Below are 26591 nucleotides of genomic sequence, written 5' to 3'. Positions count from 1 at the left end.
TAGATATTGGATAAGATAATGTAAAACTTATATAATGTATAGAATTATATCAAAATTTATAAAAGTCAATAAACTAATTTATAGATTACATCATCAAAAAAACGACATCCAAAATTTTTGTTGCAAATAGGCTTTAAAATTATATTCCTCTATAATTTTAGACATTTCAAAAGGTATATATATCTGAAAATCATTTCTTTCATCTTGCAGTTGATTTAATATAGTAACAAAACTAATATTAGAAATTATTTTTTCACCCAGAAAAGCAGATATTAATAAGCCCAGTTTGTTTACTATAATTTTAGAATTTAATAAAGATATTTGAGAAGAAGAGGCAATCAAGGAATAATATTCTTCTAATCGATCTTTAAGTAAAAAAATCAAAAATTTAGAACTTGCACATTGCTTTTTTAAATTCGTTGGATCCAAAAATAAATTTGAAACACTAAATAATATATTCATCTTTCCAATACTTTTACACATGGATTCTAGCTTTTTTTGCTCTCCTTTCTCTAAAATTAATTCAAGTAAACTAGCTGTTGTAGTATGAAGGGCTTGAATAATATTTGATTCTTTTTCCTTTGAAATTTTGGAAATATTGGTTATTACTTCAGGGGTAATAAATTCAGAAATTGAATTAAATAAGTATTCCATAATTTTTAGTGTTAAAATTTAAAATAAAGAATACAAAAACTATACCAATTAATAGTATATTATAATATATAAATAAATATCATTATTTTATTTACATATAATTTAATTAATTATAAAACAAAAACCCCAAAAATAAAGGGGTTTTTATATTATTTAAATATTCGAAAATTATTTTACAGATACACCATTTTCAATGACATCATCAGGGGTTATAAATGAAAATTTTCCATCTACATTCTTTGATAAAAGTAACATCCCTTGACTTTCAATGCCGCGTATTTTTCTGGGAGCTAAATTAACAAGTACGGTAACCTGCTTACCAACTAATTCTTCAGGAGTAAAGCTTTCTGCAATTCCCGATACAATGGTTCGAACATCTATTCCTGTATCTACTTTAAATTGCAGTAATTTATCAGCTTTTTCAACCTTTTTGGCTTCCAATATGGTACCTATTCTTAAATCAATCTTATCAAATTCATCAAATGTGATATTATCTTTTTGAGGTTCTGCCCGGTTATTATTTAGAGAAGCATTTTGTTTTTTTGAATTTTCTAATTTTTCAATTTGATTATCAATTTGTTTATCTTCAATTTTATCGAAAAGAAGGGGTAGAAGATTTATTTTACTTCCGGAAGGTAACAAGATTTTACCTGATTCAAGATCTTTCCATGAATGATAATTTAAATTTAAACCATCCATTATTTTTTGCGAAGAAAAAGGTATAAATGGCTCAGATAATTCCCCTAGATAAGCAGCAATTTGAGCTGATACGTATAAAGTTTCTTTTACTTTTTCCGGTTCATCTTTAATTTTTTTCCACGGCTCTTGCTCTTGTAAAAATTTATTTCCTAAACGAGCTAAATTCATTAAAGAACTTAAACCGTTCCTAAATTCGTAATTAGATAAATAAGTTGATATTTCTTTGGATATTTTAGAAAGATATTCTAATTCTTCGGAATGAAAGTTATTTCCAACTTCGGGTATTTCTCCATCATAATATTTATTAATTAGAACGGATACCCTATTTATAAAATTACCAAAAATTCCTACTAATTCTGAATTATTTTTAGTTTGAAAATCTTTCCAAGTAAAATTATTATCTTTTGTTTCAGGGGCATTGGCTAGTAAAGTATATCGTAAAGAATCTTGTTTTCCCGGAAAATCGGCAAGATATTCATGAGCCCAAACCGCCCAATTTCTTGAGGTTGATATTTTATCGTTTTCTAAATTTAAAAACTCATTAGCCGGTACATTGTCCGGCAAAATATAATCCCTATGAGCTTTCAACATAGCCGGAAAAATTATGCAATGAAAAACAATATTATCTTTTGCAATAAAATGAACCAGCTTAGTTTCTTTATCTTGCCAATAAGGTTTCCAATCTTTTCCTGTTCTTTCCGCCCACTCTTTGGTAGAGGAAATATACCCTATCGGCGCATCAAACCAAACATATAGAACTTTACCTTTTTCTCCTTCTAAAGGCACAGGTACTCCCCAGTCTAAATCTCGAGTCATGGCACGAGGTTTAAGTCCCTCTTCCAACCATGATTTCACTTGACCGTAAACATTGGGTTTCCAATCTTTTTTATGACCTTTTAATATCCAATCGGAAATAAATTCTTGATATTCATTAAGGGGTAAATACCAATGCTTCGTCTTTTTTAAAATAGGTTTCTCACCACTTAACATGGAATGAGGATTGATTAGTTCATCCGGACTCAATGTGGAACCACATTTTTCGCATTGATCTCCATATGCGTTTGTATTACCACATTTAGGACAAGTTCCTACAATATATCGATCTGCTAAAAATTCATTTGCTTTTTCATCAAAATATTGTTCTGTTTCTTCTTCAATGAATTTTCCATCCTCGTATAGTTTTAAAAAAAATTCTTGAGCTGTTTTAATGTGTATAGAAGCCGTAGTACGCGAATAGTTATCATACGAAATTCCTAATTCCGTAAATGTTTGCTTCATTAATTCATGATACCTATCTACCACATCTTGAGGAGTAACACCTTCTTTTTTCGCTCTTATCGTAATTGGAATTCCGTGTTCATCTGACCCCCCTATTAATATAACATCATGATCATTTCTTCTTAAAAATCGGGCATATACGTCCGCAGGTATATATACTCCTGCTAAATGACCTATATGTAAAGGGCCATTTGCATAGGGAAGTGCTGTAGTTATAGTATATCTACTCATTTAATATTATGTTTTTTGTTTAAAAAATGCAGTATGCAATCTTTAACAAAGGTACAAAGTAACAAAATACTAAAAAAGGATTATCTTATTTTTATGTTTTTATCCTATTATATTAAATTGTCTTTATTTAGGAGGAGCTAAATATATAAATGGTTCATAAGGGATATTTCTTAAAACAGTAAAAATAATTAGAAACATTAAAATCAGTATTCCAATTTCATTTGAAAATATAAATTTGATAACATACTTTTTACTATTAAAAATATACATCTGAATTGATGCAAATACTACATATAAAAGAAAAGGTAGAAAATATATTAAAATATTATAATGTGACGCTTGTAAAAATTCTCCATGTAATAAAAAATGAAAAGCTCTCTGCCCGCCACAACCCGTACAATTTAGTCCAGTTATTAATTTAAAAAGACATGGTAATGCTAAATTTGTTTTATTGGGATTTATAACATAATAATAGATACATAAGAAAGTAATAAGAGTTAGTAAGCTAAACCACACTAAACCTCTATTTCGAAGTATTTTGATTAACATAAATTACAGAAATAGTTATCAATTTATTTTTAATATTATAAGTGGTTTAAGAACAACTTAACCATTCTTAAACCATCCTTGGTAATAAAACATATTTCCAAAAAATATAATAAAGAGAATAAGTAAAATGTATATTAATATATTGAAAAAAAAGATAATTAAAGAAATTATTGATAAAATTCGAGTGTCTTTTGATTTTAGCATTGCTCCGAAATGATCTCCGGAATAATAAATAGTTTTTACCTCATTAGCAAATATTATAGATAAAACACCAAATATAATTCCTATTAAACTAAAGGAAAAAATATTAAGTATGGTAGAAATAATCGCTAATACCATATGATTATTGGGTAATCTATCATTTTTTTCGTCAGTTGGAACTGTCGAAGCAGCTGAATTTTCATATTGCAAATTTGAATGTTGATCTTCCATAAATAAAATTTTTTATCATATATAATTTTCTATTGAACCAATAATTTTAAATATTTATTAATTTATGAAATATATTCTTATTTGTAAATCAATATTTAGTAAAAAAATGATTAAAATAAAAATTATTTTTTATTAATCTCAATAATTACAAAAATTATACCTTTTATCATAAATTTATAATCTTAGAATGTTAATTTAAATAAATTATATTAATTAAACCATGATCCTAAAGATTATATTAGTTATAAATAAAATATTCTAAGCTTCTATTATAAAGCAAGTAATAACTTTTTTAAAGAGTGAATAGTAAATAACTTTCTATTCACCATAAATATTCTGATATTTGCAAAAAATATAGTAATGATATCTTTAGAAACAACCATTTCCAATAAAAAATTCAGTAACTGTTTGATGAATGCATCGGGTGTAAAATGTATGACGTTAGAAGAGCTATCGAACATGAAAAACTCAGGATCAGGAACTTGGATAACTAAAAGTTGTACCCTATCTCCTAGAGAAGGTAACCCGTCTCCTAGATATGTTGATTTAAAATTAGGAAGCATTAATTCCATGGGATTACCAAATTTAGGTTTTGAATTTTATCTTGATTATGTTCTTAATGAACACAAAGAAGGAAATGATAACTTATTTTTTTCAGTTGCCGGTTTAACGTTAGAAGATAATATAGAAATGTTGAACCAAATTGAAAAGTCTGATTTTCAAGGTTTGGTTGAATTAAATTTATCTTGCCCAAATATACCGGGAAAACCACAAACGGGTTATGATTTTGAAAGAACTGAAGAAGTTTTGAATAAGGTATTTTCATTTTATACAAAACCTTTAGGGGTTAAGCTTCCTCCATACTTTGATATGGTACATTTTGAAATGGTTGCCGATATTTTAAATAAATACCCGATTCAATTTGTAACTTGTATCAATAGTATCGGAAATGCCTTGTATATTGAAGATGAATCCGTTGTTATAAAACCTAAAGGAGGATTTGGAGGAATTGGAGGAGCTTATGTAAAACCTACTGCTTTAGCTAATGTTAGAATGTTTTATAAATTATTAAGAAAAGATATTTCTATTATCGGATGTGGAGGGGTTGAAACCGGTAGAGATGTTTTTGAACACATCTTATGCGGGGCTTCCATGGTTCAGGTTGGTACACAGTTAATGAAAGACGATACTAAAATTTTTTCCAAATTATCTTCTGAATTAAAAGAAATTATGAAAACCAAAAATTACGCTACATTATCCGATTTTAAAGGTATGCTTAAAGAACTTTAATATTTACTTTAGCTAAATTTTGGTACACTATTTTCTGCTTAAAAAAATAAACTCAAAAATATAATAAAATAAATGTTAACCATTGGTATTGCCGGAGGAACTGGTTCCGGAAAAACAACCGTTGTAAACAACATCCTTAATCAATTGGATTCCAACAGTGTAAATGTACTCACTCAAGACAATTATTATCATTACAATCCTGAGTTGTCATTTGATGAGCGTGAACTGTTAAATTACGATCATCCGAGAGCTATTGATTTTGATTTATTAATCGACCATGTAAAAAAGTTAAAAGCGGGGCAAGCTATTGAAGAGCCTCTTTATTCTTTTATAACCCATTCCAGAACGGAAGATGTTACGATTATTCAACCTAAAGAAATCCTTATTGTCGAAGGAATATTAGTATTGACAAATCCTGAATTAAGAAAAGAATTTGATGTTAAAGTATATGTCAATGTTGATTCTGACGAAAGATTAATTAGAAGAATCAGAAGAGATATTCAGGAAAGAGGCAGAGATTTAGAAGAAGTATTGAGTAGGTATCAATCTACTTTAAAACCGATGCATGAAGAATTTATACAGCCTTCTATGGCTTATGCTGACATTATAATTCCAACAATGAAAAAAAATACTGTTGCAATTGATGTATTAAGTACGGTTATACAAAATACTTTAAAAAATCGTTCTAACTAAAGAATGGAAAAAAAAGGCAATAAATCGTCAGATAAAAAATCTATCTTCGGTAAACATTGGTATTCCAGTATTTACTTAATACTTTCCATTATATTTATTATTTGGATGCTTTTTTTTGATACAAATTCTTATTTAACTCATAAAGAATTAAATAATGAAATTTCCAAATTAAAACATGAAAAAGAATATTATAAAAGTAAACTAGATTCTGAAAATATTCAGTATAAAAATTTAAAAAATAATAAAGAAGCTCGAGAAAAATATGCTCGAGAAAATTATTTTTTTAAAAAAAATAATGAAGATATTTTCATAATGGTAACGAAAGATGATTCTATAACGCCAAAATCTAATCCTTAAATCTTAGATTAATTAAAAAATTACATATTTTTTTAGCTTTTTAAAATAAATACATTTAAAATGCATATTTTAACATTTATTTCGTTATTACTTTATTAAATTAATTAAAATTAATAAGCTTTAAAACAACTTATATTTTATAATCATTAAAAAATTTAGTATAATATAAATAAATAGTAAGAATAAGATTAATAAGGAAAAAGATATTTATAATGTATGAATTACAAAGATATTAGTAAAGGTATAATTAGCGCTGTATCCGTTATTGCACTCACAGTTCTTTTATTTTTTTTATTATGGAAAATTCGATTTGTTTTAGGTTATATTTTTGTTGCATTTGCCTTTTCTTTAATGGGAAGACCTTTAATGAATTTTCTAAGTGAAAAGGTTCGAATATCTAATACCATTTCTGCTTGTATCACTCTATTAATTATGGTAGGTACTCTTCTTACTTTTTTAAGCTTTGTAATTCCTTTAGCCATCGAACAAGCCGGAAATTTATCTTTGTTGGATACAGATAAATTACAAAATTCAATAACAGAACAAGTAAAATTAATTGATGAAGCCTTACGTAGCAAGCATATCTATTTATTTGAAGATAATTACGCGCAATTATTTACTTCAAAGTTTAATTTTAAAATACATATGGATACGCTGCAAAGTGGATTTTCGATTTTAGCTGAATTAGGTATTTCCATATTTTCTGTAACATTTATTACTTTTTTCTTTTTAAGAGAAAAAGACTTATTTAACAGAATGATCATTGGTGCTGCTCCAACCAATGACATAAAAAAAGTCATTCAGGTGCTCTCTAATATTAAAGATTTATTAACCAGGTATTTTCTTGGATTGTGTTTGCAAATATGTTCGATGTTTTTACTTTATTTAGCTATTTTGGGCGGTTTTAACATTAAAGATATGGTAATTATAGCTATGTTTTGTGCGTTTTGTAACCTTATACCTTATTTAGGACCTTTGCTTGGTTTTTTTATTATCAATTTGCTCAGCATGAGCAGTATGTTTTCCTTAGGTATGGACTTTAATACTCAAATTATACCTACCATATTTTGGATCAGTATTTTATATTTAATTGCCCAATTAATTGATAATGCGATATTTCAACCTTTAATTTATGCTAAAAGTGTCAAATCTCATCCATTGGAAATTTTTTTAGTTATGCTAATTTTCGGTATTTTATTTGGTGCTATCGGTGTTACTTTCGCAATTCCCGGTTATACGGTATTAAGAGTCGTTATGAAAAGCTTCTTCAACCGTTTTAAAATTGTACAAGCCATTACAAAAAATTTGTAGTTAAAAAACTTTCAATCTTGCAAAGGTTCTCTTAATGTCTTTTGGTAAAAAATCTTTTTTAAAATTAAATAAAGTACTTTTTATAAATCAATATTTAACTTATTTACAATCATGTAATTTTGTAACTAATATATAGCATTCAAGAATTGTGATAAATATTCATTTACTACATAAAGAAGTTCAAGAATATATAACCAACCATCTTAATTCTAATATATCGGAATTAAGGTTTAAAAAATCTCCTTTTACGGGGATCTCTTCTCTTGAATTAATTCAACAAATTCAAGGAAAGAAAATTTCTCAAAAAAAATTTCCATTTCTTTATGAGAATAATGAGATCATATACCCTCCGCATATTAACCTTGAACAAGCTTCATCTCAAAGTACGGCTTTATTTAAACAATCAATTATAAACGGTAAAACCGGCATTGATTTAACAGGCGGTACGGGTATTGATAGTTTTTTTCTCTCGGAGCAAACCAATGAATTTTATTATGTCGAGCCGAATCTTGATCTTCTGGAAATAGTAAAACATAATTTTACAGTACTTGGTAAAAAAAATGTGAATTTTATTAACAAAACCGCCGAGGAATTTATTTCTACTAATTCTACACATTTCGATTTTGTTTATTTAGATCCATCCAGACGTGATGAAAATAAAAATAAAAAAATCGATTTAAAAGACCTATTCCCCAATATATTAAACCTAAAAGATACATTATTCAAATTTTCAAAATCCATTTTTATTAAGCTTTCTCCTCTTCTTGATCTTCAAAGAGCAATAGATCAATTACCGATTTCAAAAATTTATATTGTATCAGTTAAAAATGAAACCAAAGAATTAATAGTGCAATTGAATCCTGAGGATAAGTTAAACCTATCCAATCCTTATGTACATTGTATCAATCTGGAATCAGGACAGCCTGATTATTGTTATTTTTGGCAAGAGGAAAAAATATCTCCTATTCCCTCCTATTCCATTCCGAAATCGTACCTATATATACCCAATTCATCCCTATTAAAATCAGGAGCCTTTAAACAATTAGGTATTAAATTTTCTATAGATAAGTTACATTCTAATTCCCATATGTACACTTCAGAAAGCAAAATTGAAAATTTTCCGGGACGTACTTTCATACTTATTGACAAAAATTTTAATCCTAAAAAAACTATTCAAAAACAATTTAATATAATCAGTAGAAATTATCCGTTAAAACCTGAAGAAATTAAGAAAAAATATAAGCTTGTTGATGGCGGAACTAAGTATTTAATTTTTACACGTTCTTTACAAGGAAATATTTGCATGCTGGCAGAAAGTATCTAGATTGCCAATTTAATATAACTTAATTTTATAACATTTTATATTTTATTTAAGAAATAATTAAGATTATTAAATTTAACTTGCAAAATCATTTTAGAAGAACTAATTATTCAAACATTCATTAAAAAATGTATAAAAAAATTATATATATTATATCATTAATAAGCCTTTTTAATACAACCTTTACCAATTGCAAAAAATCAAATTACGAAGTAAATAAAAGTGTTCAGAATAAAAAACCTTCAATTCCCGGATATTACAATATAAATTTTGATTCTATATTTACTAAAAAGGATAATTATTCTCCGGAAGACGATACCATTGTATATCAGTTGAATAAATATTTCACTCATGTTTGGAAATCAAAAAATTTAAGCGGTGGTATTTTAGTCGCTAGAGGCAACACCATACTGTTAGAAAAATATAATGGATATTCCAATTGGGAAGATAAAACATTAATTTCAGCCCAAACCTCTCTACACGTGGCTTCGGTAAGCAAAATTTTAACTTCTTTAGCTGTATTGAAATTAGTTGAAGCTCACAAGATAAATTTAGATCAGAAAGTAAATACCATACTTACCGATTTTCCCTATTCGGATATAACCATACATGATTTATTGACACATCGAAGCGGTCTTCCGGAATATACTCATTTGGTTGATTTGATTAACACTTGGGATAAAAGAAAGAAAATGTCCAATGAAGATGTTTTAGATTTATTTTCAACTCATATTCCATTACTACAATATAAACCGAATACTCATTTTTCATATTCAAATTCTAATTTTGCTCTGTTAGCCTTAATCGTAGAGAAAACAACCAACATGTCTTTTCCGGAAGTCATAAATACAATGATATTTACCCCTTTGGGAATGAAACATTCGTATATACTTCAAGAAAAGGATTTAAAAAAAGCTAATCTATCCTATTATCCTGACGGCAGACCCTATAAATTCAATCACCTGGATTTAGTTTACGGAGATAAAAACGTTTATACCACTCCTGAAGATCTGTTCCGATTAAGTCAGGCCATGTTTGCCTCAAACTTTTTACGTAAAGACTTATTAGATCAAATGTACACTCCGTACAGTAATGAAATACCGAACATTAAAAACTACGGATTGGGTATGCGATTAATGGTATTTAAAAACGGCAAAAAATTAATCTACCATACCGGATGGTGGCATGGAAGCAATGCCATATTTATTCATCTTGTGGATGAGAAAGTTACTATTATAGCCATTGGAAATAAATATTCAAATATGATCTATTCGGCTATTCGATTAGCACCTCTATTCGGCGACTATCCTTTACCAAATATGAATAAGTATAAGTACGATTAAATTTACTTATCTATAAACAGTGTAGTAGTCAACCCCATGTATATTTGGATGGAGTAATACCATAAAATACGTTGAAATTTATTTATATTTGCTTACCGATTAAAATATATTAAATGAACGATTACAGTATTAAAGAATTGTTAGCTAAAGGAAAAAAAGCTTTACAGGAAGAAGTAGTAATTAGAGGATGGGTGCGATCTTTTCGTTCCAATCAATTTATTGCTCTTAATGATGGTTCGGGGCAAAATAATATTCAAATAATAATCAATTACAACGATTTTGATACTGAAACTTTAAAACAAATTACAACAGCATCTTCTCTTTATGTTGAAGGAAAAGTTACTGAAAGCAAAGGAGCGGGACAAGAGATTGAAGTCGTTGCCGATACAATAAAAATTTACGGATATGCAAATCCTGAAGATGTTCAGGAAACTATCTTACAGCCAAAAAGACATTCATTGGAAAAATTGAGAGAGCAAGCACATCTTCGTTTTCGCACCAATACCTTTGCTGCGGTAATGAGGGTTAGAAATGCTTTAAGTTTTGCCATTCACCAATATTTTAATAAAAATGGATTTTGCTATATCAATACTCCTATAATTACCGGATCAGATGCTGAAGGCGCGGGAGAAATGTTTACCGTTACCAATTTCAATTTAGATAATCTTCCTAAAAATGACGAGGGAAACACTGATTTTTCTCAAGATTTCTTTGGAAAAAAGACAAATCTGACCGTTTCAGGACAATTGGAAGCTGAAACTGCTGCTATGGGTCTAGGAAAAGTTTATACATTCGGTCCTACTTTTCGGGCTGAAAATTCAAATACTACTCGACATTTAGCAGAATTTTGGATGGTTGAACCGGAAGTTGCTTTTTATGATTTGGATCAAGATATGGATCTTGCAGAAGATTTTCTAAAATATTGCATCCAATATGCTGTTGATAATTGTAAAGAAGATTTGGATTTTCTAAACAAACGATTTGAAGAAGAGCAAAAGCAAAAGCCGAAAGAAGAAAAATCAGAACAAAATTTACTTGAAAAATTAGATTTCGTATTAAATAATAAATTTATCAGACTTAGCTATACGGAAGCTATTGATATTCTTAAACATTCGAAACCGAATCAAAAGAAAAAATTCAAATATCTTATTGATGAATGGGGAGCAGATTTACAATCTGAACATGAAAGATATTTAGTTGAAAAACATTTTAAAAGTCCGGTAGTGTTATATGATTATCCGGCCAAAATAAAAGCTTTCTACATGCGTTTAAATGACGATCATAAAACCGTACGTGCTATGGACGTTCTCTTTCCGGGTATTGGTGAAATTATTGGAGGATCACAAAGAGAAGAAAGAATTGATATTTTAAAACAAAAAATGAAAGATATGAATGTTGACGAAAAGGAATTATGGTGGTATTTAGATACACGTAAATTCGGTACAGTGCCTCATTCAGGATTTGGACTTGGGTTAGAACGCCTCGTTTTATTTGTTACAGGTATGAGTAATATTAGAGACGTTATACCTTTTCCTAGAACCCCTAAAAACGCTGAATTTTAAAATTGATTAATAATTATTTTAAAGATGCTTATATATATGTAAGCATCTTTTTTATTATTATTTATTATCATTTTAAAATTTATATTTTATCAACTCTTCTACTATTTACTTAAAGAATTAATGAATAAACTATATTCATTACTAGTCTAAAATCCATTAAATGAAAAGAAATTTCTAAAAAATTTAATTAAATCATCTCTTAGATAACGATATTTTTATTATATGTTTACTATATAATAACTAGTAAAAATTGCTTTAAAAAAAATAAAATAACCAAAAAAAATATTCTGAAGTTTTAATTTAATATAAATTGAAAAATTTAAGACTTTAGCAAAAAAAAATTCATTACAAAAATTATGCCTTTATTTGTATCTTACATATTAATAATGTAAATTTGAATTTATAAACCTTACTTAATCTACTTTTATAAAGAAACTATTTTATGTTAAAACAGGATTTAAGACTAAAACAACTTTTAAAACTATCTCCTCAGCAAATTCAGCTAATGAAACTAGTTCAGCTTCCCACCCTTGCATTTGAGGAAGTAGTAAAACAAGAAATCGAAGAAAATCCTGCCTTGGAAGATAATTCTAATGAAGATTATTATGATTCTGCTGATTCCTTTGATTCCGAAAAAGAATATGATGATTCCGCAGACAATGAGATTATTGAAGCTCCGGATATAAATATCGATGATTATCTAAGTGATGATGAAGTACCCAGCTATCGGGTACAATCCAATAATTACAGCGATGACGATGATGATAAAGAGTTACCCTATGCTCAATATGAATCATTTCAAGAACATATATGCTCTCAATTACACACATTTAGATTAACGGAAAATGAAGAAGAAATAGCCGATTTTATCGTTGGAAATCTAGACGATGATGGCTATTTACGAAGAGATTTATCATCCATCGTGGATGATTTGGCTTTTACCCAAGGAATTTATACTGATGTTCCGACTATTGAAAAACTGTTAACTAATTATATTCAAAGATTAGATCCTACCGGTATTGGAGCCAGAGACCTCAGAGAATGTCTGTTATTGCAACTCAGAGCAAAAAATCCTTCAGAATCCACGGAACTGGCTTACAAGATTATTAATGAAATGTTTGATGCTTTTACAAAAAAGCATTACAGTAAAATACAGCAAAAATTTTCCATTTCTGAAGAAAAGCTTAAATGCGCGGTGAATGAAATTGAACGCTTGAACCCTAAACCGGGAAAGGCTTTTACTAATAATTCAAAAAATACGGAACAAATTATTCCTGATTTTACAATCAGAATTGTAAACGGAGATTTGGAATTAACGCTCAATGGTAGGAATGCTCCTGAATTAAAAATTTCCAGAGAATATTCTGAAATGTTGGATACATATAAAAATACCGAACACAAATCAAGAGAGCAAAAAGATGCGGTAATGTTTGTTAAACAAAAGTTAGATTCTGCTAAATGGTTTATCGATGCAGTTAAACAACGTCAACAAACCTTGTATGTTACCATGAAATCAATTATGGATTATCAGAAGGAATATTTTTTGACGGGAGATGAAGAGCAAATTAAACCAATGATTTTGAAAGATATTGCCGAAATCACCGGTTTAGATATATCCACTATCTCAAGGGTTGCCAACAGTAAATATGTGAATACTCCGTATGGAACTTTGCTTATAAAAGATTTATTTTCTGAAAGTCTTACCAATTCTGAGGGCGATGAAGTTTCCACACGGGAAATTAAAACCATCTTACAAGAAGTCATTGAAAATGAAGACACTAAAAAACCTCTTACCGATGATAACTTGATGAAAATACTTAATGATAAAGGATATAATATAGCAAGAAGAACCATTGCAAAATATAGAGATCAACTCAATATTCCTGTAGCAAGATTAAGAAAAAAAATATAATTTAAATTCATTTTCCATGCAGGTCTATTTAGAACTTTTACAACATATATTAGATAAAGGAACTCGTAAACAAGATCGAACCGGAACGGGTACAATCAGTACTTTCGGATATCAAATGCGATTCGATTTACAAAAAGGATTTCCTCTTGTTACGACTAAAAAGCTCCATTTACGATCCATCATTTACGAATTACTTTGGTTTTTAAAAGGAGATACCAATATTAAATATTTAAACGATCATAAAGTTCGTATATGGAATGAGTGGGCAGATGAAAATGGAGATTTAGGTCCTGTTTACGGGCATCAATGGAGAAGCTGGGGGGCTCCGAATGGAAAACATATCGACCAGATCTCGGAAATCATCGATCAAATTAAAAATAATCCTGATTCTCGTAGAATTATTGTCTCAGCTTGGAATGTAGCAGATATTCCTCAAATGGCCCTTGCACCTTGTCATGCACTTTTTCAATTTTATGTGGCTGACGGAAAGTTATCTTTACAGTTGTATCAAAGAAGTGCAGATGTTTTTCTTGGCGTGCCTTTTAATATTGCCTCTTATTGTTTGCTGTTACATATGGTTGCTCAAGTATGTAATTTAAAAGTGGGAGAATTTATACATACCTTCGGGGACGTTCACATTTATAATAACCATATTGATCAGGTAAATCTTCAATTAACGCGTGAGCCTCGAACGCTTCCAACATTGAAACTCAATCCTGATAGGAAAGATATTTTCAGCTTTCAATACGAAGATTTTTCCATTGATGGCTATGATCCTCATCCTCATATTAAAGCAGAAGTAGCTGTTTAATAATCAGATACTTTTTATTTTTATAAAACCAATTATAAGATATAATTAATAGTATAATTATACCTTATAATTAAATAGCAGTAATCGGCTAGTTGTTATATTTAACTTCAATCATATTTAATGATGAATTTCTGCTGTCTTTTTCATTAAATATTACCGAAAGCAATCGATTGTCTTTGCCCCTGTTAGTCACTAATACCTTAACATCCGTTCGTTGTTTGATGTTTTCTATATCATCAACTATTTTATAACATTTGGTTTCCACAATTACATCATTAAATTTGTTATAAGTATAATCACAATGAAGGTCTTTATCCTTAATATATCCCGTCATTAAATTTTCGTCATCATAAATATATTCTGTAACCATGTGTTCCGATCCATCATCATCTTTATAATATTCTTTTTTAAGATTTCCTTCCTCATCGTATTCATATAAAACGGAGCTGTTAAAATCATTATTTTGATAGATATTCTTTTTAGTTATATTCTCATTTGCATCATAATCAAAATAGGCTTCTTCGGTAGTTTGATTAGTATAGTCGAGTTTCACAGATTTATAAGGTAAACCATTTTCATTATAATAATAAAAGGTATCATTTAAATCATCTATGTGCTGTATAAGAAAATCATTATAAAAATAATTTACATATACATCTTTCTTATCCACACAATTTTGCTGAAACAAGGCAATACCCTGTTTATTGAATTCTGTGAATTTACATTTTTTACCGTAAATACTGTCTTTAACAATATATTGAATACTTTTTAGAGCCTTGTGATCATATAAAGTATTACTGGTAGTTTCTAAGGGTATAATATGACTGTACGCTTTCTTATTAATATCTTTATAAGTAATCAATTTTTTGAATAAATCAATCATGGCTACATTATCGGATTCCAAATCATTTAATTCAATATTTTTATTATCAACAATCGGTTCATACCAATCTTGTTTGTAAAAATATTTTACATCATCCGGATTTGAAAAACGATATCCATATCTAGCGTAAATTTCATTTTTCATTAATTCCAACTCTTTCGGTTTTTTATCTTTTAAATCTTCAATACCTAAACGAGTAAAAGCAGTTTGTGGATATTTTCCGGGAAATTCTTGAGGGGTTAAAATAACTTCATCATCATTAATACGACAATTCCTATTCCCGATTTTATCTTTGGTACAAACCATTAATTTGATTTTCGAATTACTTTCACTATGGGATTTATCCTTTTCTTTTAAAAATATAAAAGATGCTTTGACCTGATCTGAAATAAAATTACCGTCTTCTATCTTAATATTGGTTAATTTTTGTACTTTACGGTGTAAATCTCCCCCTTTTCTGCTGTTAAAATCAAGTTTTATAAATTCACTTATTCCCTGTGCATATGTTTTACCGTCTAGATTTAAAATTTTAATGAAGTAATTTTTTGTATCATTCTTGAAATGAAAAACGGTATTTATTTTAGTAACACTATCTCCCACTTTCTCATCAACTAAAGAAGGATCAACTCTCATTCCACTTTGCGAATAAATTGTTTTTTTTTGTGCCATAAAAAAAATAGGTATACATACCATTACACCTAAAAATACTTTTTTCATATAAAAATGTTTATTAATGCAAAAATACACAAATATGTATAACCTCAAATTTACCTTATATATTTATGCCTATTTTTATATAATCATGGTTTTTTTAAAAAAACAAATTAAGCTAAAAGTTGGGTATATAAAACATTTGCATCCATAAATATCAAAAAAATTTAAATATTAATCCTATCATGAATTATATTTATTTAACCTATATTAATAATAATATAAAATTTAATTAATTTATTACAATATTAAATAATGCTATCAAAAATAAAATGAATAAGTTTTTTTTTAATTTTTACTGTTCAGTTACTTAAATTTTTTTATACCTGACATCTCTGCTCCATCTTCGGGATTTAGATATTTAAATGTGAACGATGAAAGTATGGTTATAATACCCAAAATGAATAGGGTTGCTTTAAAGCTTGAACTTACTTCGGTAAATATTTCCGATTGATTGAATCCCCTTAAAATTAGAGAACTTAAGGATATTCCAAAACTCACGGAAAGCTGTTGTGTAACTGAAAGTATCGTATTACCTCCACTTGCATTAGCGGGAGTTAAATCAGCCAGAGATATGCTATTCATTGAGGTCATTTGAATAGAATTAAAAAAGCCATATAAAACTAAAATAGGAATCAACCAAAACAATGAAGTATTTTTATCCGGAAATGAAAATAATGAAATCGATAAACCTAAAATTATCGTATTCGAGATTAATAAATTTCTATATCCAAATTTCTTTACCAACGGGATTACCCAAGATTTAGCAAAAATGGTTGAAATAGCAGAAAATATAAGCATCATTCCTGATACTGTGGGTGATTTACCGAATCCGACTTGTAACATAAGTGGAAGCATCAACGGAACGCCTCCAATACCTAATCGAGTGATCAAATTTCCAATGATTCCAATTTTTAACGTCCTTATTTTGAATAAGTTTAAATCGATAATAGGCCGAACTATTTTTTTTGAATACATCACATATACACTTAATAAGCTAATACCGATGAGTAATAAAATCAAAACATTAATTATATCGGTCATTCCTTCTCCGGCAAATTCTAAACTTAACGAAAGCAATACTAACCCTAAACTGAATAAAATAAATCCGAAAAAATCAAATTTGCCTGTATTTTTTTTATAGTTTGGAAAGGCTTTCCAGGCAACTAAAATTCCTATGATACCTATAGGGATATTAATTAAAAATATCCAATGCCAACTAGCAATTTCAACTAACCAGCCTCCTAAAGTTGGACCAATAACCGGTCCTATTAATCCGGGAATAGTAATAAAATTTATAACTTTCAAAAGTTGATGTTTAGGATAGGAATAGATCAACGTTAATCTTGAAACGGGAACCATCATAGATCCTCCTATGGCTTGCACAATTCTCATACAAACCAACATTTTCAGAGATACAGAAACTACACATAAGAAAGATCCTATGGTAAAAACAGCAATAGCTATAATAAATATATTTTTAGATCCGAATTTATCTGAAAGCCAACCGCTTAAAGGAATTAGTAATGCTAACGTTAATACATAAGCTATCAATACCGATTGCATTTCGAGGGGAGATTTATGTAAGTCTTTTGCTATGGAAGGAAGGGCTGTATTTAATATGGTTGAATCCAGAAATTGCATAAATATAGCCATTGCAGCTATCCATGGTAAATATTTTGAAACTTTTCTTTCTGTCATTTTTTATGTAAATCACAAAATAATTTTACAAACCTCTCAATATATACATTGTATTCGGTAAAGTTATAGTTTTATTATACAAAATTTGTACTGGAAATACATTTATAAAAAATATGTTAAACATTACAATAAGTTTACATTTTTATATGTCACATAATTTTATCTCTGTTTAATTTTTTATAATTTATAATCTATAAAAAAAGCCCTTTTTTTAAAAGGGCTTTTTTGTGAGATTAAATCAATTATTCTACTGTAAATTTAAGTTTATATGCTTCTTTACTATTATGTAAAATCAGATAATATACTCCACTCTGAATTGGACTTATATTAATTAGTTTCTTAAAGTTATCAGTTACTTTTATTTTTTCTTCACTATAAATTTTTCGTCCGCTTAAATCATAAATTGACAAATTGAAATTTCCTTCTTTACCTTTCATCAACAAGGTAAAAATCCCTTTATTAGGAACCGGTACTAATTTTAACGTTTTAGTATCAGTTATTTCAATTTCATCAATGGATAAAGAATTATCTACTTTTACTTTTATTGATGTTAACTTGTTGCAGAATGTTGGTGTTTGATATTCCAACGTAATAGTTTGATCTCCTTTTTCCTTCCATTTTACTGATAGTACGTTTTTATTTTCATTAACAATCTCACCTCCGGTAACTGTCCATTTATATGAATTCATGTCTGAAGCGGCTACATAGTTTTCAACCGCATTGACTGTTGAGGTTTCAGAACCGGAAATTTCTGATTCAAAGTATTGGATTTCACCTAATTGTATAGATGCTATACCGTTTCCTTGCAATCCGCTAATTTTTTTATGGAGATAATTCAAATTAACGCCTAAACTTATATCACCGTTATTTTTTAGACTTTCCAAATTCGAAATTTCAAACTCTCTATCAGATATTGAATTTATTTTTAAATCTTTACCTGATATTTTTATCCCTGCTGATTCGATCATTAAAGCATCAACATTTAAATCCGATTTTACTATATCTTCAGTAAAATTTAATTTGATATGTTCTATCTCTGAACATGAAACTGTTCTTTTTGTAATTTGCAAGAAATTAGCTGATAGTTCGTTTCCGTCAATGTAAGTATCTAATACTACAGGACTACTAGCATTTCCATATGAATCGTAAACTATCGCTTTGAATTTATTTTTGCCTTTAAAGTTTCCTATGGGTATTTCTATCAATCCTTTATTATCTTGAACTATTTCTTGAATTATGGTTTCATCGGATATAGTACCCATATATATAATAACTTTTCTATGATCTTCAACGGTTTCCATCTGCAACATAACATCATCTCCGGAAGTAATATTATCTGTTGATGAAATACCTCTATCGGGTGTTAAGTGCATATTAATTACTGACAAAGGTTTTTCAAAACGAACCGTCCAATTTTTATTTACAGAACCGGAACCATAATTTCCAAATTCATCTATAAATCCTTCTTGATTTACTAGTAGCTTATAAGATCCTTCAGACTGAGTATAGTTACCTAATCCTGAAATTAAATAATGTAATTCATCTTGTTTGATTACCGTAATTAATGCTTTTTGATTTTCAGAACCCTTAATTAACTGAACCCATTCAGGCAAAAATTCAGAAGTGATCGGTTTGTTAAGGGTTATAAGAACATCCGTTACATTTTGCGCATGTACAGCACCTTGATATTGAAGCTCAAATTGATCAATTTCAGGAAGATTTTTATCTACTTTCCATGAGAATTTTTGTACTATCAAACCTTTTGATCCGTCTTCTGCTACCATTTCCGGTAAATTTACCTCTAATTCATAATTACCGTTTTCGACATTATATTCATTCAAACCACTTATTGTATATTTTATACCTCCGGCTACATTAGTTATGGTAATGTTTTCCAAAGGTTTTCCATTTAAAGAAATTTTTTCTTTATTAAATTGCTTCGAAGCTATTTTTTTATTGAAAATGATTTCAACACTGTTTAAAGGTTGTGAATTAAGTTGATCTGAGGTAAACTGCATAATTCCCAATTCTCCGATGACCTGAGTCCAAGAAACTGATTTTCCTTCTGTTCCTTCATTTCCTTTAAGATCTTTAATTCCCGCACATTGAACCGTTAATTCATAATATCCTGAAGAACGAGTTAATGCTTTTAAATCCACAACAAATACAGAATCATTAGTTATACCTATTTTAACATTATCTTGTGATAATTTAATTTCTTCTCCTTGATGTATCAGACGTATATTCTTATAACTAAATGTTTGTTTCTGTATAGGTTTGTTAAAATGTACTTCCACATATTCAACCGGTTGTGTAGTGGTTTGTTCAGGAATATTCGCAAATGACACTACTTTCGGAACATTCGTGTCTATGGGCGTATAATATAGTGTATAGGTAGTGGTTCCCTCTACTTTATCTACAAAATGAAGCTTATTTTCATATTTAGGATCTTTTCCGTCTCTTAAGGTAACAAAAGTTTGCCAGAAATTTTCAATAGGTAATTCTAAATTATCTGAATTACGAATAACTTTAATTAACTTATACAAATCTTTACCCGGATCGGTAATATTTCCATAATTCCAACCTATGAAAGAAGGTGTAATGCTTAACTGTGTAGTAACTTGCGATGGTGATATTTCGTTAGTTACTTTAGCGACAGAAACTTGAGATACTTCCTCACTTTCACCGTTAGAATAATAAATCATATCCGGCGTATCATTTAAATCTGGAATATCATTTACCAAGAAATCAGAAATATCATCTTGACCTTTGCCGTATGCTTTTACGCTTTTAATTAATTCATGTATATGATATTCCTTGATCAAACTTAAATCTTTATTTCCATAACTATTTAAATGTTTTACCTTAATATCGTATTTTACAAAATGTCCTAATAAAGTGCTGGTAAACCACCATTGACCAACCATAGCTTTTTGCGGCGCAATTGAACCGAAATCGATATTTAACAATCCTAATTGCTTCGGTTGATTGTTCATTCTACTGCCGATCATTTCAAAATCTATCAATAAGCCTTTTCTATTTTCGATTATTTCCGGTTGCATGGATTGTACTTGAACATTTTTTGCGGTTCCATAGCCTTCATTTTTAATTAATAAAGACATTTCTGCCGGCACCATTGGCTCTACTTTTTCCGTTAATGGATCGTCACCGATAATATCTCGTTGCATAAAATAATGCAATACTAAATCGGGACTTGGATTTACTTCTAAGGTTACCGGAAATAATTTTGCTGATACTTTTTCTCCGGTCTCCGGATCCAAATAAGATAAGGTTCCACCAAACGAATATGATTTTGATACGGTAGGCGCTGCTTCTTTGGTCGGAATATAGATAACTGTTCCTATACCATTTGAATTAGCTCCTACTATTCCAGATCCGTTTAAAAATTCGTCCTTATTAATTTGGAATAAATGAGTTACATCTTTGTTATTTTCATCAGTGATTACCAAATTTAAATTAATATCTTTTATTTCTTTAGAAGAACTGTTATTTATTTCTAAAGTTCCTTCAAATGCTTCTCGGGTCATGGTCATTTTTTGCGAAAAACGAACACTGATTGTTGCGCATACTGAATTTTTTTGTTCTTCTAATTTGTCCCTTTCTTTCAATATTTCATTTAAGGTACTTTCAATTATTTGAGTTACGGGATTATTAGGATTGTCTAAATCTACTCTTTCACCATAACCTTTTTCATATGCATATTCATAAAGTTTTTTTATTGATATCAATGTATTTTCCAACTTTTTAAAATCAATAAGTTCTTCATCAACATATTTATTTTCATAATATGCCTCAATACTTCTAATCCATAAATCAGCAAACTCAATATTACCTGGGTCTCCTTCGGATTTATTAGCATATTTTCTAATTAAATTAAGTTCTTTACATTTTTCAGTTATTTTATTCTGAGCTAAATCATAACCATTTTTTAACTTTAATTCAAATTGTTTATATATTTTTTGAATTACTGTAGTATCAGTTTGAGTTATTTCTCTCAAAGTTTCGCTAGTTTCAGTAATATCTTTGACTATTCTAGAATCCATACAATCTTTATAAATACTAAATTTCTCATAAATCTTGTGGATTTTTTTTATAACTTCTAGATATTTAACTATACCTTTAGTTTGTTTGATCTCTTTCACCAAACACTCATAAGCATCTAAATTACAAACATTTAACTTTATTGATAATTCCTTTTTATCAAAATTAACTAAACATTTAAAAATTGATGTTAAGCTCTCTGAGTTAATTTTATTCTTTAGTGGATTTGGATTTGGCGAAACAGGTGGATTTGGTGAAACAGGTGGATTAATTGATTCATCCTCATCATCTAAATCAGGAACATGTAGTATATGTTTAACAATATCAATATATATTTTCGAACTAGTGATTACGAATTCTTTCATTTCCTTTATACAATTCGTACAAGGATTATAATGATATAAACCTTCTAATAAATTTCCTCCATTTCCTCCACCAGGATAATGACTAGAATCATTACCACTCGGACCACCTATATTTAATGATTCTTCTTTTTTAGGATCCGGACATGGGTAAGTTTTCTCAAAAACATTTATTGAATTTATAGCTTCTTTAATTCCTGTATATTTATCACAATTATATTCATATTCTCCTCCGATTAGTGTTATAACACAATCATCATTTTCCGTACTTCCGTTTCCACCATTGCCATTATTACCACCATTACCGCCATTACCGCCATTACCGCCATTACCACCATTGCCGCCATTACCGCCATTACCGCCATTACCGCCATTGCCACCATTACCACCATTACCGCCATTACCACCGGAATTATTTTGTTTCTTTTTACAAACAATTAAAGGAATGGTTACTGTTGATTTTGCTTTAAGAATATCTATTGAACTTGTAAGAATCTGAAATGTATATCCTTTTTTTACAGGAACATTAATTTTAATATTTTCAGCCTGTATTAATCCATGATTTGTTAAAATAATATTAGTTGCAAAACATTGTCCTTCTTCTAAATTAACTATTTTATCTTGTAAATTCATTATTACTACTGGTTTCGGAACATTAGTTTCAAATTGAACATCAACATCTATTTGATATTTATCACCTAATTCTATAGGACTTACATTCCATGAATATGATATTGCTTTATAAGTTATAAAAGCTGATATCTTTTTAGTTCTTCCAGATTCAATCTGAATATTATTTTGATAAGAATCATGCTTATTAGCGGATACTAAGACCGAATACCAACCTTCCGGAATATTTTCAGCAGAAAATATTCCGGTACTATCGGTAATTCCTTGTGCAACTATGACACCTGTATATGGATGACGAACAATCACTTTAGCTCCTTGCACATGAGGCGCTTTTTCTGTATTGTAGGTATACTCATCAACAACATCTATTTGTAAAGTTCCTTTATTTTCTGATACAGTTTCAATAGTAAAAGGAATACTAATCCCATTACCATTAGATAAATTAAGAGCTATACTTCCTTTTAAAGGTACATTTATTTGTTGCTTATCCGTTGGTTTTAATTCTAATACTATGTTTAATGTATCTGAGGCTCCTAATTTATCAATTTTCTCAGGAGATTTCAATTTTAACCATTCCAATTTAGGAACATCTATTTTTATATTTTTAGCTTCGGTTGAACCTATATTTACAACTTTTACTTCATATAATCTCGATTTTCCTTTGACCATACTCGTGTTTATAGTTACAGGATCTACTATGAGCTTAGCTTTTTCCGTATGACAATAATACCAAGAGGTAAAAGGAGTTTTAGCCCCTTCATCTGAAATAAATTCTGCTCTTATTTCATAATATTTTCTTACTGACGATGCTGCATTAGGAATAAGGGTGTATTTTAAAACGCCTTCCTCACCGGCATTTAGATTTAGTGATTTAGTTTCCAGTTTAAAATCAGCAGCAGTTGGTAATTTCACTTGTATATTAGTGAGTATTGTTCGAGTATTATTTTTCAATTTAAACTCTCCTTCCAATCTTTGTCCTTCGGTGACCTCCCATTTCAAATAGTCCGACGGTTTATTAACCCACTCTACTCCTAACAAATTGAAATCATCTTGTGCCTTAACTTTCATTCCCGGATAGCCTGCGGCTATTTCATAAAATCCGTTTTCTCCTTGGAGAGGAGCAAAATCATAGGCAAAATTTCCTGTGGCATTGGTTTTTATAGCAAACGATCTTACAAAACCTCCGTTATTTATGCTTATTTCAATAGGCTTATTAGCGGCTAAACTTCCATTAATATATTTTGCCGAACCTTTCATGGTTATGATTTCCCCCGGTTTATAAACTTTTCTATCAACCTGTATATCCGCTGTATAAGAAGGTTTTAACTCTATTTCTTTATAGGATTCATTATTAGTATATGTTAATTCTTCTATATTCTTATCTGAGTTTAGAACTGCCACTAAGTTAAAAGAACCTGCCCGATCCGGTAATTGAATTATATGTTTAAAATCTATACTTTTACCGGGATTGATTTCATTTTCAATTACCGCCTCATCAAAAGGTTTTAAATCTTTTATCGATGTATTTGTTGATAAATAGTATTCTATTTTCATTCCTTTAGGAAGCACAGAAAATCCTTGATTTTTAATTTCGATTGATATCTCTGTAACTTGCCCTCCCTCTACTGTTTCCGGGGCAATAATTGAATTTATAATTGCATCAGGCTTATTTTGATCGGTAACTAATATCCAACCGAACCCGGAATTATAATCCTGCGCTTCTGCCTGTATCCTAATCGTTTGATCTCCTTTAATCGTTGGGTCAATTAATGTATTAATTGTTACTTCAACAGATTGTTTTCCTGAAGGTATCTCAACCGTTTGTGGAATTTCCAAAATTGTTGGCGAATCAGATGAAAGTTTTATTAAAAGTGATTTAGTAAGATCTTCATTTCTTACCGTATTTCGAGATATAATAATTTTTGCTGCTTTTTTAATTCCTGCTTTTACTGTAGATGGATTGGCTTTAACTGTTAAGGATAAGCCATCATTATCTAAAATTGTTACTTTACTTTTATATTCTGTCCCCGATATTCCACTAGATGCACCACTACATCCACAACCTGGAATATATAGGGATGCAGTAACGGTAACTACTCTGGTACTGTCAACTATAGAATTATCTACTACTCCTATTGAAAATTTCTTTTGAGTTTGTCCGGGTGTAAAAACTAGTTTTGAAGGAATAAGTAAAGCATCCGCTATATCTGTATTTATTAGAAGGGTAGCATTACTTTCCGTATTATCTAACCTTCTAATAATTGCTGTAGTTGCGTAAGTCCCATCTCCTTCAGATATTGTTGTAGGAGATATGATAAATTCAAAAGTTGGAATGTTAGCTTTATTTAATTTTATATCAATACTCTCTTGTTTATAACCAACTGCACGGGCTGTGATTTTCGCTGAAAGTTCGGCTTCTGGAACTTTGGTTTCAATTGCTTCAACATCAAATGAAACTTCTTTCATTCCTGCTTTTACCAACAGTTCATCGGGGATTTTTAATCGTTTATTGTAATCTGTTTCTAAATTAACTTTAATATCAGTAGAAGGAACTTGCATAAAATGCAAGGTAATTTTACTTTTATCTCCCGGATTTAAATTATTAGAAGAAGCAGTTATATTAAATGATGGTATTTCATCATCTATAATTGTTATATCAAAAAAAGTCTCTTTATAATCATTCCCTGAAAATGTAATCCTTACTGTTCTATCGCCGTCAATATTCGTATTATCTATGGGTTTCGCATAGATAACTGCTGTAGATGCTCCATTTTTAATGGTAACGGATTCCGGAAGTGCAAACTGATTTTCTATAGAGCTTTGAATAGTAAAAGTTTGATCTTTTGATATATCTCCGCTTCGGTTTAACAATATTTTAATTTTATCTTCAGAATTTTCAAGAATTTTATTTTTATCAGTTTCAATAAATAATACTTTATTTAAAAATATTGAATTAGCAGAAAGTGCTTTATTGTTTTCTTTATCTGAATCAGGTTCTTTTACAGATGATTCAGCTATAATATTTACTTCTAATTTACAATTTCCATCAAAACCGATAATTTTAGGTAATTTAAATTCTCCTTGCCTTATAATATTATCATTTTGATTTAAATCATTTTTATAAAAAATTGAACCTAATAAATATTTTTGATCGGTTATCTCTGAAACAAGATACACTTGTTCTGTCCAACCTCCTACGGCAATTTTTTTTCCTAAATTTTTAACTTTCCACGAAGCTGTTAGTGTTTTATCGGGTACAGCTTCTGACCCTAAAGTTGTAACTTCAGAAACTTCTAAATCGGGAGAAAAATCTTTTTTAATTAGCAATTTTCCTCCTTGATGGTTAGAACCTACATCCTGAATTTTAGTTGAACTTACTATAACATTTTTTAATAAAATATCAAAAGATTGCCCGTCTTTATAAGTAATTGGTATTTCAATAGGAATTTCAATAAGAGTACCTCTATTTCCTTTAAAGACTTTATTAGTATAGGAAAATACCATGAAATGATAATTCCCATCTTTATCCAAATTAGTAAATAGTACATGATCTTCTCCTTTACGATCTTGCTTCAAAATACTTTCTTTATCATATACAATTAAACCTTTCGGAACAACTAATGTAAATTCTACTCCAATAATAGGATCACTATTAGTTAAATCTATATTTATTTTCGTTTTTTCACCTATACTTGCTGATACACTCGGAATTTGTAAACTATTCTGAGCAGATAACATAGTTATCCATAATGTAAAAATGATTTTAAATAGCGTTTTTATTTTCATAATCATTATTTTT

Annotated in this window: 16 protein-coding genes; 9 read left to right on the top strand and 7 right to left on the bottom strand. The window is 29.1% G+C overall.

What is annotated here, in order from left to right; translation table 11 throughout:
• Positions 1–93 precede the first annotated feature (93 nt).
• From G8C43_RS01400 to G8C43_RS01385, 4 genes are all read right to left on the bottom strand, one after another.
• Positions 94–654 (bottom strand): hypothetical protein, encoded by a 561-nt coding sequence (locus G8C43_RS01400; RefSeq protein ID WP_160542180.1) that lies wholly within the window; start codon positions 652–654, stop codon positions 94–96.
• Positions 655–822: 168 nt separating this feature from the next.
• Complete coding sequence (gene metG / locus G8C43_RS01395; RefSeq protein WP_166003579.1) at positions 823–2862, bottom strand: methionine--tRNA ligase; 2040 nt, start codon at positions 2860–2862, stop codon at positions 823–825.
• A gap of 123 nt (positions 2863–2985) precedes the next feature.
• The gene (locus G8C43_RS10055) at positions 2986–3411 is read right to left on the bottom strand and encodes a DUF2752 domain-containing protein (RefSeq protein WP_166003577.1); all 426 of its coding nucleotides are present in this window, start codon (positions 3409–3411) and stop codon (positions 2986–2988) included.
• Positions 3412–3468: 57 nt separating this feature from the next.
• On the bottom strand, positions 3469–3843 hold the full coding sequence (locus G8C43_RS01385) for a CD225/dispanin family protein (protein WP_105297497.1): 375 nt from the start codon (positions 3841–3843) through the stop codon (positions 3469–3471).
• A gap of 360 nt (positions 3844–4203) precedes the next feature.
• On the opposite strand from G8C43_RS01385, the gene G8C43_RS01380 reads away from it, so the two are divergent.
• The 9 genes from G8C43_RS01380 (at position 4204) to G8C43_RS01340 (ending at position 14443) form a co-directional block, all read left to right on the top strand.
• The gene (locus tag G8C43_RS01380; RefSeq protein ID WP_160567301.1) at positions 4204–5133 is read left to right on the top strand and encodes a dihydroorotate oxidase; all 930 of its coding nucleotides are present in this window, start codon (positions 4204–4206) and stop codon (positions 5131–5133) included.
• Positions 5134–5205: 72 nt separating this feature from the next.
• Positions 5206–5826 (top strand): uridine kinase, encoded by a 621-nt coding sequence (gene udk / locus G8C43_RS01375; RefSeq protein WP_160542185.1) that lies wholly within the window; start codon positions 5206–5208, stop codon positions 5824–5826.
• Between the two features lie 3 nt (positions 5827–5829).
• Entirely contained in the window at positions 5830–6183 is a 354-nt protein-coding gene (locus G8C43_RS01370) for an FtsB family cell division protein (RefSeq protein WP_160567302.1), read from the top strand.
• 216 nt (positions 6184–6399) lie between these two features.
• Complete coding sequence (locus tag G8C43_RS01365) at positions 6400–7494, top strand: AI-2E family transporter (RefSeq protein ID WP_105297494.1); 1095 nt, start codon at positions 6400–6402, stop codon at positions 7492–7494.
• Positions 7495–7642: 148 nt separating this feature from the next.
• Positions 7643–8818, top strand: coding sequence for a class I SAM-dependent methyltransferase (locus G8C43_RS01360; protein ID WP_166003575.1), 1176 nt, complete (start codon positions 7643–7645; stop codon positions 8816–8818).
• Between the two features lie 125 nt (positions 8819–8943).
• Entirely contained in the window at positions 8944–10158 is a 1215-nt protein-coding gene (locus G8C43_RS01355; RefSeq protein WP_166003573.1) for a serine hydrolase domain-containing protein, read from the top strand.
• A 113-nt stretch (positions 10159–10271) separates the two neighbouring features.
• The gene (gene asnS, locus G8C43_RS01350) at positions 10272–11720 is read left to right on the top strand and encodes an asparagine--tRNA ligase (protein WP_166003571.1); all 1449 of its coding nucleotides are present in this window, start codon (positions 10272–10274) and stop codon (positions 11718–11720) included.
• A gap of 442 nt (positions 11721–12162) precedes the next feature.
• On the top strand, positions 12163–13632 hold the full coding sequence (gene rpoN, locus G8C43_RS01345) for an RNA polymerase factor sigma-54 (RefSeq protein WP_160542191.1): 1470 nt from the start codon (positions 12163–12165) through the stop codon (positions 13630–13632).
• A gap of 16 nt (positions 13633–13648) precedes the next feature.
• On the top strand, positions 13649–14443 hold the full coding sequence (locus G8C43_RS01340; RefSeq protein ID WP_166003569.1) for a thymidylate synthase: 795 nt from the start codon (positions 13649–13651) through the stop codon (positions 14441–14443).
• 88 nt (positions 14444–14531) lie between these two features.
• Here the strand turns inward: G8C43_RS01340 and G8C43_RS01335 are convergent, their stop codons facing one another.
• From G8C43_RS01335 to G8C43_RS01325, 3 genes are all read right to left on the bottom strand, one after another.
• On the bottom strand, positions 14532–16043 hold the full coding sequence (locus G8C43_RS01335) for a YARHG domain-containing protein (protein WP_166003567.1): 1512 nt from the start codon (positions 16041–16043) through the stop codon (positions 14532–14534).
• A gap of 300 nt (positions 16044–16343) precedes the next feature.
• On the bottom strand, positions 16344–17738 hold the full coding sequence (locus G8C43_RS01330; protein WP_160542194.1) for a DHA2 family efflux MFS transporter permease subunit: 1395 nt from the start codon (positions 17736–17738) through the stop codon (positions 16344–16346).
• 242 nt (positions 17739–17980) lie between these two features.
• Positions 17981–26578 carry a CARDB domain-containing protein gene (locus G8C43_RS01325; RefSeq protein WP_166003565.1) on the bottom strand — a complete coding sequence of 2866 codons (8598 nt, stop codon included), beginning with the start codon at positions 26576–26578 and terminating at the stop codon, positions 17981–17983.
• Positions 26579–26591: the final 13 nt, after the last annotated feature.

It is taken from the genome of Apibacter sp. B2966 (assembly GCF_011082485.1).
In the GTDB taxonomy this organism is placed as follows: domain Bacteria; phylum Bacteroidota; class Bacteroidia; order Flavobacteriales; family Weeksellaceae; genus Apibacter.
Note: the sequence above shows the minus strand (reverse complement) of the source record. Positions and strands in the feature narration are given on the sequence as shown.

Bases quoted from the DNA above. Each gene is read 5' to 3' on its own strand.
- G8C43_RS01400 (WP_160542180.1), bottom strand. From the start codon at position 654: ATGGAATACTTATTTAATTCAATTTCTGAATTTATTACCCCTGAAGTA.
- metG (WP_166003579.1), bottom strand. From the start codon at position 2,862: ATGAGTAGATATACTATAACTACAGCACTTCCCTATGCAAATGGCCCT.
- G8C43_RS10055 (WP_166003577.1), bottom strand. From the start codon at position 3,411: ATGTTAATCAAAATACTTCGAAATAGAGGTTTAGTGTGGTTTAGCTTA.
- G8C43_RS01385 (WP_105297497.1), bottom strand. From the start codon at position 3,843: ATGGAAGATCAACATTCAAATTTGCAATATGAAAATTCAGCTGCTTCG.
- G8C43_RS01380 (WP_160567301.1), top strand. From the start codon at position 4,204: ATGATATCTTTAGAAACAACCATTTCCAATAAAAAATTCAGTAACTGT.
- udk (WP_160542185.1), top strand. From the start codon at position 5,206: ATGTTAACCATTGGTATTGCCGGAGGAACTGGTTCCGGAAAAACAACC.
- G8C43_RS01370 (WP_160567302.1), top strand. From the start codon at position 5,830: ATGGAAAAAAAAGGCAATAAATCGTCAGATAAAAAATCTATCTTCGGT.
- G8C43_RS01365 (WP_105297494.1), top strand. From the start codon at position 6,400: ATGAATTACAAAGATATTAGTAAAGGTATAATTAGCGCTGTATCCGTT.
- G8C43_RS01355 (WP_166003573.1), top strand. From the start codon at position 8,944: ATGTATAAAAAAATTATATATATTATATCATTAATAAGCCTTTTTAAT.
- asnS (WP_166003571.1), top strand. From the start codon at position 10,272: ATGAACGATTACAGTATTAAAGAATTGTTAGCTAAAGGAAAAAAAGCT.
- rpoN (WP_160542191.1), top strand. From the start codon at position 12,163: ATGTTAAAACAGGATTTAAGACTAAAACAACTTTTAAAACTATCTCCT.
- G8C43_RS01340 (WP_166003569.1), top strand. From the start codon at position 13,649: ATGCAGGTCTATTTAGAACTTTTACAACATATATTAGATAAAGGAACT.
- G8C43_RS01335 (WP_166003567.1), bottom strand. From the start codon at position 16,043: ATGAAAAAAGTATTTTTAGGTGTAATGGTATGTATACCTATTTTTTTT.
- G8C43_RS01330 (WP_160542194.1), bottom strand. From the start codon at position 17,738: ATGACAGAAAGAAAAGTTTCAAAATATTTACCATGGATAGCTGCAATG.
- G8C43_RS01325 (WP_166003565.1), bottom strand. From the start codon at position 26,578: ATGAAAATAAAAACGCTATTTAAAATCATTTTTACATTATGGATAACT.